This is a genomic window from Amycolatopsis sp. cmx-4-61 (assembly GCF_046548775.1).
Lineage (GTDB): Bacteria > Actinomycetota > Actinomycetes > Mycobacteriales > Pseudonocardiaceae > Amycolatopsis.
This window is the reverse complement of record NZ_JAEBEI010000006.1, coordinates 102,565-116,550: the sequence shown is the minus strand read 5'-3', so window position 1 is coordinate 116,550 and position 13,986 is coordinate 102,565. Positions and strand designations below refer to the sequence as shown.

General features: G+C 71.8%; 10 protein-coding genes. 1 reads left to right on the top strand and 9 read right to left on the bottom strand.

Translation table 11 applies throughout. From position 1 onward, the window contains the following. Positions 1 to 4 precede the first annotated feature (4 nt). Entirely contained in the window at positions 5 to 1,123 is a 1,119-nt protein-coding gene (locus ACLJOU_RS19480; RefSeq protein ID WP_410569065.1) for an NADAR family protein, read from the top strand. A 24-nt stretch (positions 1,124 to 1,147) separates the two neighbouring features. Here the strand turns inward: ACLJOU_RS19480 and ACLJOU_RS19475 are convergent, their stop codons facing one another. From ACLJOU_RS19475 to ACLJOU_RS19435, 9 genes are all read right to left on the bottom strand, one after another. Further along, the gene (locus tag ACLJOU_RS19475; RefSeq protein ID WP_410569064.1) at positions 1,148 to 2,191 is read right to left on the bottom strand and encodes a chitinase; all 1,044 of its coding nucleotides are present in this window, start codon (positions 2,189 to 2,191) and stop codon (positions 1,148 to 1,150) included. Between the two features lie 166 nt (positions 2,192 to 2,357). Then, positions 2,358 to 3,962 carry a M28 family metallopeptidase gene (locus ACLJOU_RS19470; RefSeq protein WP_410569063.1) on the bottom strand — a complete coding sequence of 535 codons (1,605 nt, stop codon included), beginning with the start codon at positions 3,960 to 3,962 and terminating at the stop codon, positions 2,358 to 2,360. A gap of 112 nt (positions 3,963 to 4,074) precedes the next feature. Then, positions 4,075 to 6,348 (bottom strand): M4 family metallopeptidase, encoded by a 2,274-nt coding sequence (locus ACLJOU_RS19465; protein WP_410569062.1) that lies wholly within the window; start codon positions 6,346 to 6,348, stop codon positions 4,075 to 4,077. Positions 6,349 to 6,658: 310 nt separating this feature from the next. Next, entirely contained in the window at positions 6,659 to 7,924 is a 1,266-nt protein-coding gene (locus tag ACLJOU_RS19460; protein ID WP_410569061.1) for a helix-turn-helix domain-containing protein, read from the bottom strand. Between the two features lie 77 nt (positions 7,925 to 8,001). Beyond that, complete coding sequence (locus tag ACLJOU_RS19455; protein ID WP_410569060.1) at positions 8,002 to 10,029, bottom strand: M4 family metallopeptidase; 2,028 nt, start codon at positions 10,027 to 10,029, stop codon at positions 8,002 to 8,004. Between the two features lie 251 nt (positions 10,030 to 10,280). Further along, entirely contained in the window at positions 10,281 to 11,561 is a 1,281-nt protein-coding gene (locus ACLJOU_RS19450) for a tetratricopeptide repeat protein (RefSeq protein ID WP_410569059.1), read from the bottom strand. Between the two features lie 127 nt (positions 11,562 to 11,688). Beyond that, a complete protein-coding gene (locus ACLJOU_RS19445) occupies positions 11,689 to 12,510 on the bottom strand; it encodes a class I SAM-dependent methyltransferase (RefSeq protein WP_410569058.1) in 822 nt (273 codons plus the stop codon). 7 nt (positions 12,511 to 12,517) lie between these two features. Further along, positions 12,518 to 12,970 (bottom strand): GbsR/MarR family transcriptional regulator, encoded by a 453-nt coding sequence (locus tag ACLJOU_RS19440; RefSeq protein WP_410569057.1) that lies wholly within the window; start codon positions 12,968 to 12,970, stop codon positions 12,518 to 12,520. A 26-nt stretch (positions 12,971 to 12,996) separates the two neighbouring features. Further along, entirely contained in the window at positions 12,997 to 13,965 is a 969-nt protein-coding gene (locus ACLJOU_RS19435; protein ID WP_410569056.1) for an alpha/beta hydrolase, read from the bottom strand. Positions 13,966 to 13,986 lie beyond the last annotated feature (21 nt).

Genomic DNA, 13,986 nt, shown 5'->3' with positions numbered 1-13,986 from the left:
CGGCATGCCGGACAGCACTCCGACGTCGCGCGTGACCGGCGGCGACGTCGTCGAGGGGCGGCAACGCCTCGTCTTCGTCCACAAAGGTGATCATTACGCGCTCGCCACGCTCGGCGTCTTCGCGGACGGCGTCGTCCGCTGGCAGTACGAAACAACCGATTTCGACGGTCTCCGCGCCGCGTTCGACGACGGCACGCTGACCCTGACCCCGCCCGAGGGCGCACCGCTGTTCATCACCGGCACGGCGAGGGGAACCGTGCCGGCACTGGAGTCGTGGCTGACCCCGGAGCTGGTGATCGGCGAGCTCGCCGACGAGGTGGACAACCTCAACGACCGGCCGGATTCCTCCGGGCGCTGCTGGAACGCTCTGCTGGAGTACGCCGCGGATCCGACGCCGGCGAACCTCGGGATCGTCCGGGAGTCGTACCACGCGGTGCCCGAGCACCGGCGGATCTACGTGCTCGGCGACATGGACCAGAACGACGTCCCGGTGCGGATCCTGCTCGCCGAGGCGGGCGAGACGATCCCGGCCCGGAACGCGGGCCGGACGATAACGGTGACCCCGGAGGTCCGCGAGCAGGCACTCGGCTACTTCCGCCGGAGCGAGGCCGGTGCCGCCGGGACCCGGGCGCAGCGGGTGGCGGACGGACCGGAAACGACCATCCCGCTGACCGTGGGCGGGCACGTCCACCCCAGCGGCTGGCCCGATCCCGCGGGCCTGGAGGTCCTGCAGATCGACTACCCGGCGACGGTGGTCCACCGCGGCCGGGAGTACGCGAGCGTCATGCACGCCTACTGGGCGCTGTCCACCGACGACGCCGGTTGGCACGATCGGATCGCCGCCGCCTCTCGTGGCCTCGACGCCCGGGCCCTCGGCGAGGACGCGCCCCGGCGGGCGGGCTGGCCGGTGGCCCGGCTGGGCGTGCTGGCCGCGCTGCTGCGGGACAAGTTCGAGCGTCACCCGGCGATGGCGGAGACATTGCTGGGCACCGGGGACGCCCGCCTGCTCTACGACGACTGGGCTTCGAGGTACTGGAGCTCGACCGGCGCCAACTGGCTGGGCCGGCTCCTGGAGCTCGTCCGTTCCGAGCTGGCGGGTCGTGAGTGGGAAACAGGGTTCTGACACCGTTTCCCACTCACGACCGGATCAGCGGCCCTGCAGGGACCGGACGTTGTCGCCGAAGGTCCAGCCCTTCGAGCCGTCCCAGTTGATCGACCAGTCCATCAGGCCCTTGAGGCCCGGGACCGACCGCCACGCCTGGGAAACCAGGCTCGGCGACAGGTACCCGCCGCCCGCGCCCGGCTGGGCGGGCAGGCCGGGGACCTGCTTGTCGTAGGGCACCCGGATCGTCGTGCCCTGCACGACCAGGCCGTTGTTCAGGCACTGCGTCTGCACGGTGAAGCCCTGCACGGTCCCGGCCTGGTACGAATCGCCGGAGCAGCCGTACATGGACCCGTTGTAGTACTGCATGTTCAGCCACCACAGCCGGCCGTTGTCCGCGTACTTCTTGATGATCGGCAGGTACGCGCCCCAGATCGAGCCGTAGGTGATGCTGCCGCCGGTCACGTACGCGGTCTCCGGCGCCATCGTCAGCCCGAAGCCCGCCGGCATCTGCGCGAGCACGCCGTCGATGATCCGGATCAGGTTCGACTGCGACGCGGAAAGCGTCTTGATGTTGCCGCTGCCGGTCAGGCCGGTCTCGATGTCGATGTCGATCCCGTCGAAGTTGTACTGCTTCAGGATCGGGACGACCGTGGCGACGAACCGGTCCGCCACCGTCGACGACGACAGGTCGATCCCGGCGGCCGCGCCGCCGATGGAGAGCAGGATCGTCGCGCCCGCGGCCTTCGCCGCGCACATTTCGGTGGGCGTGGACACCTTCACCCCGGCGTCCATCCCGTTCTCCCACAACACGGTGCCGTCGGAGCGGATCACCGGGAAGGCGGCGTTGATGACGTTGTAGCCGTGCTGGGCCATGCGGCTGTCGGTGATCGGGATCCAGCCCAGCCCGGGGTGGACGCCGTTCGCGGCGCCGTCCCAGTTTTCCCAGTAGCCCTGCAGGACTTTGCCGGCGGGCCGCGGCTTCACCGCGCACGTGTCGGCCTGCACCGCCCCCTGCGCGGGGGCCGGCACGAGCAGCGGGACGGCGAGCAGCGCCGTCAGAAGGGTTCCGAGCCAACGGATTTTCATTCCGGCTCCCATCGTCGTTGAGGGCGAACGCCGTGTCCGCCCAACATAAGCGCCGCGGGGAACCGATGACTACCTACGAACGGGTGGTCTAGACAACTGTGGCCTTCTGTGAAAGCTCGGGCCCCAGGTGGGGCACTTCCACGTGGAAGTGCCCCACCTGAGGGGGTCAGACGGTCAGCGTCCAGGAGGACAGGTAACCGGTGTCGGCCGGGCCGGTGTCGCGGATGCGGAGCTGCCAGGCGCCGTTCGCGGCCTCGGAAGAGGCGTTCACGGTGTACGTCGTGTCGAGGTTCGGCGTCGAGTCGCTGCTGGAGTTCTTCAGCCGGTACGCCGTGCCGTCCGGGGCGACGAGGTCGATGACCAGGTCACCGCGGTAGGTGTGGGTGATGTGCACCTCGACCTTGGTGGTGCCGGACGCGTTGCGCGCGCAGCCCGCCACGTTCGCGGTGCTGCTCACCGCGGCCCCCGGGTAGTCCGGGATGTCCAGCCGCGCCGAGCTGGTCACCGGCGCGCACGACGAGCTGCCGACGCCGAGGGAGAACGACGCCGTGTGGTCGGCGTTCGTGCCGTCCGCGGTCACCGTGATCGGGAACGTGCCGGTCGGCGTGCTCGACGACGTCGTGATGGTCAGCGTCGAGGAGCCGCCCGAGGAGATGGTCGCCGGGCTGAAGGACGCCGTGGCACCGGCGGGCAGGCCGGACGCCGACAGCGAGATCGACTGCGCGCTGCCGGACGTCGTCGTGGTGTTCACCGCGACCTGCAGCGACTGTCCCGGCTGGACGGTTCCGGCACCCGGGTTCAGGCTCACCGAGAAGTCGTTGCCCTGCGTCGGGGCGACCGCCAGCTTCCACAGCGCGTACCCGATCGCGTCGGAGTTCTTCTCCAGCGGCGTGTCCGGGATGTTCGACGTCGTGTCGCAGGCGCGGTGGTAGCAGTTGTCGAACGGCGAACCCGCGGTGCCGCCCCACTTCTGCGCCTGCGCGGAGCTCTTGATGTCCCCGGCGCCGGTGGCCAGGCCGCCGACCGGGATGCCCGCGCTCTTGAAGGACGCGTGGTCCGACCGGCCGTCGCCTTCGCTGTCGCCCTCGGTCTGGATGCCGATCGAAGCGAAGTACTCGTCGAAGACCGCCTTGATCGAGGCCACGTCGTCGTAGACGAAGTAGCCCCAGTTCTTCGAGCCGATCATGTCGAAGTTGAGGTAGGTCTTGATCTTCGTGCGCTCGGTGCCCGGCAGGTTGTTGACGTAGTACTTCGAGCCGACCAGGCCGGACTCCTCGTCGGCCCACCAGGCGAACCGGACGCGCTTGGCCATCGCCGGGTTGGTGCGGGCGAGCGTCAGCGCCGTTTCGAGGATCGACGCGCTGCCGGAGCCGTTGTCGTTGATGCCCGGGCCCGCGCTGACCGAGTCGAGGTGCGCGCCGAGCATGATGACCTGGCTCGCGTCACCCTGCGGCCACTCCGCGATCAGGTTCTGGGACTGCCCGAGGCAGCTGGTGCAGGTCTGCCGGGTCGTGGTGAACCCGGCGTTCTTCAGCAGGTTTTCCACATAGGACACCGAGGCCGCGTACCCGCCGCCGCGGGCCGACCGGGTGCCGCCGTTGTTGTTGGCGATGGCCTGCAGCTGGTTGAGGTGGCCCTTGATGTTGGCCAGCGAGATGTCCGGCGCGGCGAGCGCGGTGGCCGGAGCGGCGGTGGCCGCCGGCGCGGTCACCACACCCAGGACGGCGGCCAGGGCGGTGACCCCGGCGCCGAGTCGTGTCTTCCACTTCATGGCGGTGAATTCCTTCGGTGGGGGTTGGGGACGACTCCGGGGGCGGCACTCCACGTGGAAGTGCCGCCCCCGGGTGGTCACTTTCTCGTGAAAGTGACGGCATCGGGCCGCATCAGACGGTCAACGTCCAGGAGGACAGGTAACCGGTGTCGGCGGGGCCGACGTCTCGGATGCGGAGCTGCCACGCGCCGTTGGCGGCCTCGGAAGAGGCGTTCACGGTGTAGGTGGTGTCGAGGTTCGGGGTGGCGTCGCTGCTGGAGTTCTTCAGCCGGTAGGCGGTGCCGTCCGGCGCGACCAGGTCGATGACCAGGTCACCGCGGTAGGTGTGGACGACGTGCACCTCGACCTTCGTGGTGCCGGACGCGTTGCGCGCACAGCCGCCGACGGTGCTGGTGCTGCTGACCGCGCTCGCCGGGTAGTCCGGGATGTTCAGCCGGGTCGAGTTGGTCACCGGCGCGCACGAGCCGGTGGTGCCGACGCTCAGCGTGTACGTCGCCGTGTGGTCGGTGCTGGCCCCGTCGGCGGTGATGGTGATCGGGAAGCTGCCGGTCGGGGTCGACGCGGCGGTCGCGATGGTCAGCGTCGAGGAGCCACCCGAGGAGATGGTGGCCGGGCTGAAGGTCGCGGTCGCGCCGGCGGGCAGGCCCGAGGCGGACAGCGTGATCGACTGGGCCGCGCCGGAGGTGATCGCGGTGCTGATCGTCGTGGTCGCCGAGGCGCCCGGCTGCACGGAACCGGAAGCCGGGTTCAGCGCGACGGAGAAGTCCGGGCCGCCGCCGCTGCACGAGGCCGGCTCACCGCTGACGGTGGTGACGGAGACGGCGTCCCACGCGGCCTTGGTGGCGTTGTACTCGGTGCAGCTGCCGGGGAAGAGCGCGATCGCGGCTTCGAGGGTCGCCTTGCGGGCGGCCTTGTGGTTCCACGACGAGGTCTTCTTCAGCAGGCCGTTGTAGAAGATCTTGCCGGCCTTCTGGATGCCGACGCCGGTCACCGAAGAGCTGTTGCAGGTCGGGCTGGCCGGCTTGCCGCCGCCCGGGTTCGAGCCCTCGGCCAGCAGGTAGAACCAGTGGTTCTGCGGGCCGGCCGCCGCGTGCACCTCGGTGCTCGGGATCGACGAGGAGTAGCAGTTCGGGTCGCCGACCTTCGACGGGTTGTACATGTAGCGGATCGGGCCCTGGCCGACCAGGTTGACGCCCTCGCCGACCTCGTAGTCCGGGGTGTCCTTGGCGTTGTTCGCGTACGCCTCGGTCAGCGCGCCGAAGATGTCGCCGGTCGACTCGTTCATGCCGCCGTTCTCGTTGCCGGAACCGGCACCGCCCGGGGTGAACTGGAAGATGCCGTGGCCGAACTCGTGGCCGACGACGTCCATCGAGGTGGCCTGGCGCTGGTTGTCCTGCGAGTGGCCGAAGTGCGTCGAGGACCCGTTCCAGTAGGCGTTGACGTCAGCCAGGCCGACGCTGGCCGGGTAGCCGGTGCCGCTGCCGTTGATGCCGTTGCGGCCGAGCCAGTCGGCGAGCATCTTCCACTCGGTCTGCACGCTGTAGAGCACGTCGACGCAGCCGGTCTCGAGGTCCGTGCCGCTGCCGTTGCCCCAGTTGTTGTCCGGTCCGCTGTAGACGGAACCGCCCTCGCGGCCGCAGCTGATGCCGGTGCGGCCCGGGTCGCGCAGGGTGTAGGTGCTGCCGGACTGCGTCGTGTCGATGGCGACGTTGCCGACGTAGTAGCTGTTGCCGGTGCCGGCCACGTCCACGGTCGACGGCCGGGCCTGGCGCTCGGCTCCCGAGCCGAACGTCTTGACGTCGTCCCGCTTGTCGAGCACCGCGCCGGTCGCCGCGTCGACGAACACGTGCAGGGCGCTCGGGGCCGTGGCGGTGCGCCCGGTGACGACGACTTCGTAGGCCAGCTTCGGGCTCGTCCCGGCCAGCACCACCTTCTCCGGCGTGCTCACACTGTCCACAGTGGGCAGTTGGGCGCGCGCGGTGGCGGCGGCCTTCGCCGCGTCGAGGGACGCCTGCGTCCCGACGGTGATGGCCGCGGTCTCGGCCGCGCTGGTGCCGCGGACGCGCCCGGCGCCGTCGGCGACGACGACCGCGTCCCCGCCCACGACCCGCAGGCCCTGGTAGGTGCGCTGGTAGGCGCCGTAGAAGAGGCCACCGCCGCCGGCGGTGAGGCCGACGCGCCGGAAGGACTCGGCCGGGCCGCGGCGCAGGGCGTCGAGGCCACTGGCGGCCGCCTGGTCGGCGGCGCGGGCGGCCGCAGCTTCCGGGGCGGCGGGCTGTGCGGTGGACGCGGTGGACGCTGCGCTCGCCGGGGTCACCGGTAACGCGAGCGTCATGGCGAGCCCGGCGGCGGCCGCCAGGCCCGTGCTGAACCCACGATGGGTCATCGAGGTCTTCCTTCCACGAAGGCAGAATCGAGGTCCGGTAAGGGGAATGGGGGAGACTGTCCGGGAGGCCAGCAGCAGGTATGCGTCCGGACGCATCCGAGTAAAGGATCAGCCGATCCGGGCGTCAATGCGCCGAACGGACCAAGGGTGCGTTCCGGATTATCGAATCAATTCGTACAAACCCCGCCGCAGCAGGGGATTCTCCCCGCGTTCCGCGCCGGAACGACTTTCGTAGGGATTGTCGGTGACACCCTCCGAACGCCGGACGATCTCGATCACCGGGATTCGTTGCTGCGGCTGGTGAATCGCTTCAGTCGGCTTCCGCGCCCAGGGCCAGCAGCCCGTTCCGCAGCACGTCCGCCGCCTCCGCCCGCTTCCCGCTCTCGCCGAGCAGTTCGCTCAACGGCCGCAGCGCGCGGACCAGCACCCCGCGCGCCCCGAGCCCGGTGGCGAGCTCGACGGCGGCCCGCAGGTCCTCGGCCGCGCGGCGGGCGTCGCCACGGGCGCGGGCCAGCGAGCCCAGCTGCAGCCGCAGCTCCGCGGCCAGCGGCGTGCCCGCCACGACGGCCGGGCGGACCTGGTCGAGCAGCGCCGCCGCCGTCTCCAGCCGGCCCGCCGCGAGGTACTCCGCGGCGAGCTCGACGGTGATCGCCGGGACGTCGTCCGGCCACGCCGTCTCCCGCGCCGCGCCGAGGTCGGCCAGCGCGCCCTCGACGTCCCCCGAGCGGCCGCGGACCCGGGCCCTGGCCAGCAGGCAGTACGCCATCGCCGGGTGCAGCGCCCGTTCCTGCATGAGGTCGTAGGCCGCGGCGACCGAGGCGGCCGCGTCGGCGAACCGGTCCGCCGCCAGGTGGCTGCGGCCCACCTCGACGTGGCTGCGGGTCAGCTCGGCGAGCAACCCGGGGCCGCCGCGGGCCAGCCGCAGCGCGGAATCGGCGTACTCGGCCGCCCGTTCGAGGTCCCCTTGCCGCAGGTGCCGCTCGGCCAGGCAGGCCCGCAGCGTCAGCAGCATCGTCGGCTGCGGGTAGCCGTCGCGCAGCAGCTCGGCGTGGCAGGTTTCCAGCAGGTGCACCGAATACTGGACCTCACCCCAGGCGGTCAGCACGGCCGCGCGCAGCGGCACGACCATCGCCCGCACCGGCGGCGGCTCACCCGACAGCGCCGTTTCGGCGTCCGAGACGTACTTCGTGCGGACGTCCCCGGTCGAGTACCCGGCCAGCCACAGCAGCGCGATCCCGGCCTGCCGCGGCCGGTCCAGGCGCTCGGCGCGGCGCCGGATCCGCTGCATCCGCGGGGTCGCGCGGCGGGCGTCGCCGGCCAGGAACCGGTCCGCCGTCTCGATCAGTTCGAGGTCGAGTTCGAGCAGCTCGCGCGGGGACCGGCCGCCCAGCAGTTCGTCGGGGTCGATGCCGAGCTGCTGGGCGAAGAACCGCAGCGCGTCGCCCGACGGCGTCCGCGCGCCGGTCTCGACCGACGACACGTACGCCGCCGAGTACTGCGGCCCGGCGAGTTCGCGTTGCGTGAGGCCGCGTTCGGTGCGCAGCTCACGCAGGCGTTCGCCGACGGTCTCGCTCACACAGGTGCCTTTCGCCGGAGTCGTCCAAGGGTAAGCCGCGCGGTGGTGTGTGTGGTCCACCACCGCGCGGCCGGGATTCAGCAGGCGCCGCTGTCACTCCACACGGCCCACGAGCCGGGCGCCCCGGGCTCGGCTCCGGTCGAGTACCACAGCGAGGTCCACTTGTGACCGTTGTGGCCCACGACGTCGTTGGGCGCGTACGCCTTGGCGGAGTCCCACTCGGCGAGTCCGGCGCAGCCGGTCGGCGGGGTGCCGGTGCCGACGGTCAGGGAGAACTGCGCGGAGTGGTCGGCGTCGGTGCCGTCACCGGTGACCGTCACCTGGCTGGTGCCCTGCGGCGTGGTGGCCGAAGTGGTGATGGTCAGCGTCGCCGTGCCGCCGGAGGAGATGCTCGACGGGCTGATCGTCGCCTTCGCGCCCGCGGGCAGGCCGGTCGCGACCAGCGACACGGTCTGGGCGTTGCCCGAGGTGATCCGGGTGGTCACCGTGGTGGTCGCCGTCTGTCCGGGTTGGACGGTCGCCGACGTCGGCGACAGCGTCAGCGAGTAGTCGTTGCCCGCGGGCGGCTGGCCGGTGCAGGTCGGCTCCCCGCTGACGGCCGTGACGCTCACGGCGTCCCAGGCGGCTTTGGTGGCGTTGAACTCGGTGCAGCTGCCCGGGAAGAGCGCGGCCGCGGCTTCCAGCGTGGCCTTGCGAGCGGCCTTGTGGTTCCACGACGAGGTCTTCTTCAGCAGGCCGTTGTAGAAGATCTTGCCGGCCTTCTGGATGCCGATGCCGGTGACGCTCGACCCGTTGCAGGTCGGGCTGGCCGGCGAGGCGTTGCTGCCCTGGGAGAGCAGGTAGAACCAGTGGTTCTGCGGGCCCGCGGCGGCGTGCACCTCGGTGCTCGGGATGGAGGCCGAGTAGCAGTTCGGGTCGCCCTCCTGCGACGGGTTGTACATGTAGCGGATCGGGCCGTTGCCGACGAGGTTGACGCCCTCGCCGACGGAGAAGTCCGGGGTGTCGACCGGGTTGTTGGCGTAGAACTCGGTCAGCGCGCCGAAGATGTCGCCGGTGGACTCGTTGAGGCCGCCGTTCTCGTTGCCCGAACCGGCGCCGCCCGGTGTGGTCTGGAAGATCGCGTGACCGAACTCGTGGCCGACGACGTCCATCGGCGTGGCCTGGCGGCGGTTGTCCTGGGAGTGCCCGAAGTGCGTCGAGGAGCCGTCCCAGTACGCGTTGACGTCGTTGAGGCCGACGCTGGCGCGGAAGCCGCCGCCCGCGCCGTCGATGCCGTTGCGGCCGAGCCAGTCGCCGAGCATCTTCCACTCGGTCTGGACGCTGTAGAGCGCATCGACGCAAGCGGTTTCCAGGTCGGTGCCCGAGCCGTTGCCCCAGGTGTTGGAGCTCTTGGTGAAGATCGCGCCGCCCTCGCGGCCGCAGGCGATGCCGCGGTGGACGGGGTCGGTCATCGAGTACGAACCGCCGGAGCCGGAGGTGTCGATCGAGACGGTCCCGGCGTAGTAGGAGTTGCCGGTGCCGGCTTCGCGGACGTCGTCGCGCGTGTCGAGGACGGCGCCGGTCACGCTGTCGACGAAGACGTGCAGGTGGGTGGGCTTGCCGTGGTCCCGGCCGCTGACGACGACCTCGTAGGCGAGCTTCGGGGCGTCCCCGGCCAGCACGACCAGCTTCGGCGCCTCGGTCTTGTCCACCTTGGACACCTTGGCCGCGGCGATCTTCGTGGCCTGCTCGGCCTTCAGCGCCGCCTGCGTGCCGACGGTGATCGGGGCGGTGCGCGCGGCTTCGGTGCCGCGGACGTTCCCGGCGCCGTCGGCGACGACCACCGCGTCCCCGCCGACGACCGGCAGGCCGTGGTAGGTGCGCTGGTAGGAGGCGTAGTAGAGCCCGCCGCCACCCGGGGTGACCCCGGTGCGGACGAAGGCCTCCCCGGCGCCTTTCGCGAGCCGGTCGGCGCCGCTGAGGGCGGCCTGATCGGCGGCGCGGGCGGCGAGCGCCTCGGGCGGGGTGGCGGCGGGAGGTGCGGGAGCGGCGGCGGCCGGGATCGCCGGCACCGCGAACGTCAGGGCCAGGCCGGCGATCGCCGCCAGCCCACGTGGGGATCTCATGGGGAACCTTTCCGGGGACCGTGAGCAATGTGCCCGGTGGAATAACTGGTGTTATTGCGCCGGACGCGTCCGAGTAAAGGTTCCGCCCGCGGACGGGTCAATGGGCCGAACGGAGCAGCACGGCACCGGGAAGATCATCGGGAATCGAGCAAAGCCGCAGGTGGGGACCCTTGTGTCGACTGGTCTGAACCAATTAACAGACTTTCGTAGGAAAGTTGCTTTTGGTCCGGACCACCGAGCCCACTGGTCCGCTATTCGGTGGCCGCCGAGTCCAGGCCGCGCCGGTACGCCTCGATCGCTTCGTCGAGATGACCACGTTGTCGGAGCGCGTCGCCGAGCCGCAGGGCCGTCGAAACCGCCGCGCCGTGCAGGGACGCCCCGGTCTGGATTTCGAACGCTTCGCGCAGCAGCCGGGTCGCCGTTTCGAGGTCGCCCCGGGTCCGGGCGACCTGCCCGAGCAGGCTCGTCGCTTCGCCCAGCGACTCGACGTCGCGGGACAGCAGCTCGCGGACCCCGGTGACCAGCTCCGCGGCCTCCTCCGGGGCGCCCTGCCGGAGCCGGACCTCGGCGAGCTCGAGCGTCGCCCCGGCGAAGCCTTCCTCGGCGCCGATCGCCGCCAGCTGGTCGCGGGCCGCCGTCAGCTCCGCCCGGGCCTCGTCGAGGCGGCCCAGGTGGCGCAGCAGGTAGCCGCGGGCCCAGCGGCAGCGGGCCGCGTCCCGGTCGAACCCGGCCGAGGCGAACAGCCGGCACGCCTCGGTCAGGTCCTCGTCGGCCCGGTCCGCGCGGCCGATCGCCTGCCACACCTGCGACGCCTGCCGGTGGAACCGCGCGACGAAGTCCGGCCGCGTCGCCGCCCGCGCCAGCCGCCGCCCGTCCTCGGCCGCACGCCGAGCCCGGTGCAGGCCGCCCATCTCCATCAGGGGGTGGATCAACGCGGTGAGCAGGCACAACTCGGCGTCCGGGTCGGCCGGCCGCGCCGCCAGTTCGGCCTCGATCCGCGCGATCGCCGGGCCCGGGTCGCCGCTCTGGAACCGGCAGCCCGCCCACCGGTGCACGATCATGGCCCGCAGCCACGGCGGCGCCGCGCCGGCCAGCTCGTCGGCGTGTTCCAGCGCCCGCTGCGCTCCCGAGACGTCGAAGAGCTGCCACTTCACCTCGGCCTGGCAGAACCGGGCGTAGCACTCGACGTCGCCGAGGTGGTAGCCCGCCGCCTGCTCGCGCACGGCGGCGAACCGCGCTTCCGCGGCGGCGATCCGGCCCTGCTCCAGGTCGCGGTAGCCCTCGTCCAGCGCCGCGCGCAGCTCGTCGGCGACGCCGGGCGGCCGGCCGAACCGCAGCTCGTCGACCGTCAGCCCGAGCCGCTGCGCCAGGTAGGCCAGCATCTCCTCCGACGGCGGGCGGCTGCCGGTCTCGACCTTCGCCAGGAAACCCCGGTCGTAGCCCGGCTCGGCCAGCTCGCGCTGGGTCCAGCCGCGGCCGGTGCGCAGCCGCCGGATCCGCGCGCCGAGCGGTTCGGCGGGGGCGCTGGTCATCTCCCCACGGTAGGTCATCGGCCCGGCGGCCGCGGAGACGGACAGAGCGCCGGCCGCGGGTCCTCCGGGACAGCGCTTTCTGCCGGATGGACTCCCGCTGCCCCGGGCCACCCGGCCGGGGCGGCGGTCAGAACCGGTAGCGGAGGATGCGCGTGCCCTGGCGGGACAGCGCGGTGCTGCGCGCCACCAGCCGGGTGAGGGCCCGCAGGGGCTGCGGGAACGCGGCCACTTCCGGGGCGCGGGTGAGGAGCTGCTCCTCGGCGAGGGTGAGGCCGGCGTCCCAGTGTTCCGGCTCGTGGGGGTCGTCGAAGCCCTGGGCGGCGGCGATGCCGAGGGCCTTGATCGAGGGGTGGTACTTCATCGCCCAGGCGGCGAAGCGGGTGTAGCCGTTCAGCGCGAGTTCGCCGGCCGGCAGCTGCGCGGTCAGCCGGCGGACCGTGGCCCGGAACGAGTCGCCGGGCAGGAACGGCAGGACGCCGTCGGCCACGATCACGGCGGGCCGGTCACCGGGCAGGGTCTCGGCCCAGCCGGGCTCGGTGACGTCGGCGGCCACCGCGTGCGTCGGGTCCGAAACGTACTGCCGCCGCAGTTCGGTGACCGCGGGATAGTCGACGTCGTACCAGTCGACGCCCTCCGGTGGGCTGCAGCGGGCCCACCGGGTGTCGAGGCCGCAGCCCAGGTCGACGACGACCGCGTCCGGATGCGCGGCGACGAACCGGCGGACGACGTCGTCGAGCTTCCTGGCGCGCAGCGCGGTACTGGTGACCAGACTCGGCTTCAGCTTGAGCTTCGCGAAGTCGTAGCCGGTGTCCGCGGCGATCCGGTCGGCGACCGCCGCGGACCGCGTGTCGCCGAGGATCGGGTGCGGCGCCTTGCTGTCGAGGGCTCGTGCGTACAGGGTGAGCAGCAGGGTTTCCTGGACCGGGTCCAGGCGGAGCGGGGATGGCATGGGGTTCCTAGTGCTTCGGGGGGTTGCGGGCGGCGATGTCCCGCAGCCAGGTCAGGGATTCCCGGGCCGCCTTGATGCGTTCGGTGCCGGGGCCTTCGTGGCCGGTCAGTGCGAAGCCCTCCTCGGCGATGTCGCCGAACGCGCTGAGGCCGTCGAGTTTGCGTTGGACGACCTTGTGCCAGGCGTCGTCCTCGATGCGGTAGTAGGCGGTGCGGTCGCCGGGGCGGCGGACCTTGCGCACCAGCCCGATGGTGGTGAGCAGGCGCATGTTGGACGTCAGCGACGCCCGGCTGGCCTGGATCGTGTCGGCGATCGCGCCCGCGGACTGCTCGGGGGGATCGCAGATCATGAGCCAGCCGAGGACCCGCCCGGTGATCGGGGGCAGCCCCCACTCCTCGACGCAGAAGGTGGCCACCCGTTCCACCCACCGCATGAGCCGGTCCTGCCGTTCGTCGCCCATGACGCCTCACTCCCTGTGTCCGCTGCTCACCGTTTCATAGCGGCCACGGATTCTCGCGTGAGCGCCGGGGTGGGAGTCGCGAGCCGGGTCCGGCGCAGGTAGCGGTCGAACCACTCGACGGCCAGGCCCATGGCCTCCTCGAGCCCGGGGCCGGTGTAGAGGCCGAGGACGTCGTAGGGCAGGACGGCCAGCCGCTTGGGCTCCCCGGCCCTGGCGAAGGCCGTCTGGGCTTCCTCGAGCATGTGGTACGGGTCGTGGCCGCCGTTGGCGATCATCAGCAGCGGGGTCGGCGCGAGCCGGTCGATGACGTTCTCCGGAGCGAAGGTGAGCAGGTGCTCGGTGGAGTCGAGCGTCTTTTCGTTGCGGTAGGTGGGGTACAGCTCGAGGGACAGGTCCTGGGCGCCCTTGGCGTTCTCGTGGTCCAGGCTCAGGTGCGGAACCCGGGCGCTCTCGCCGGTCTCGTAGCGGCGTTGCCAGTCCTCGTCGAGCCGCTCCCGCAGTGCGTGCAGCCCGTTCCGGCCGAGCAGCCGTTCCAGGTACCGCCAGCCGTTCCACACGCTCGGGCTCTGCACGACGACGCACCGGGCGCGCCGGTCGAGCACGGCGGCCTGGACGGCGACCGAGCCGCCGATGCTGACGCCCCACAGGCCGATGCGGTCCGGCTGGACCTCCGGCCGGGTCTGGAGGTAGGAGATCGCGCTGCGGAAGTCCTCCACCTGCCGCTCCGGGTAGTCCAGCCCGCGCGGCTCGCCCTCGCTCGACCCGACGGTGCGGTAGTCGATGGCCAGCACGACGAAGCCGGCCGCCACGAAGTAGGGCGCGAAGTAGGCCAGCGCCTCCTTCACCATCACGCCGCTGTGCCCGAGCACCAGCGCGGGGGCCGGTGAGTCCGCGGACACCTCGGCGGGCACGTAGAGGTCGCCCGCGCAGCGGGTGCCCAGGCTGGTGAAGAACACGGGTTCCGGCTTTACGCCGTTGCTACTAGTTTCAGTCACGACTGAAATGTATAGCCACTG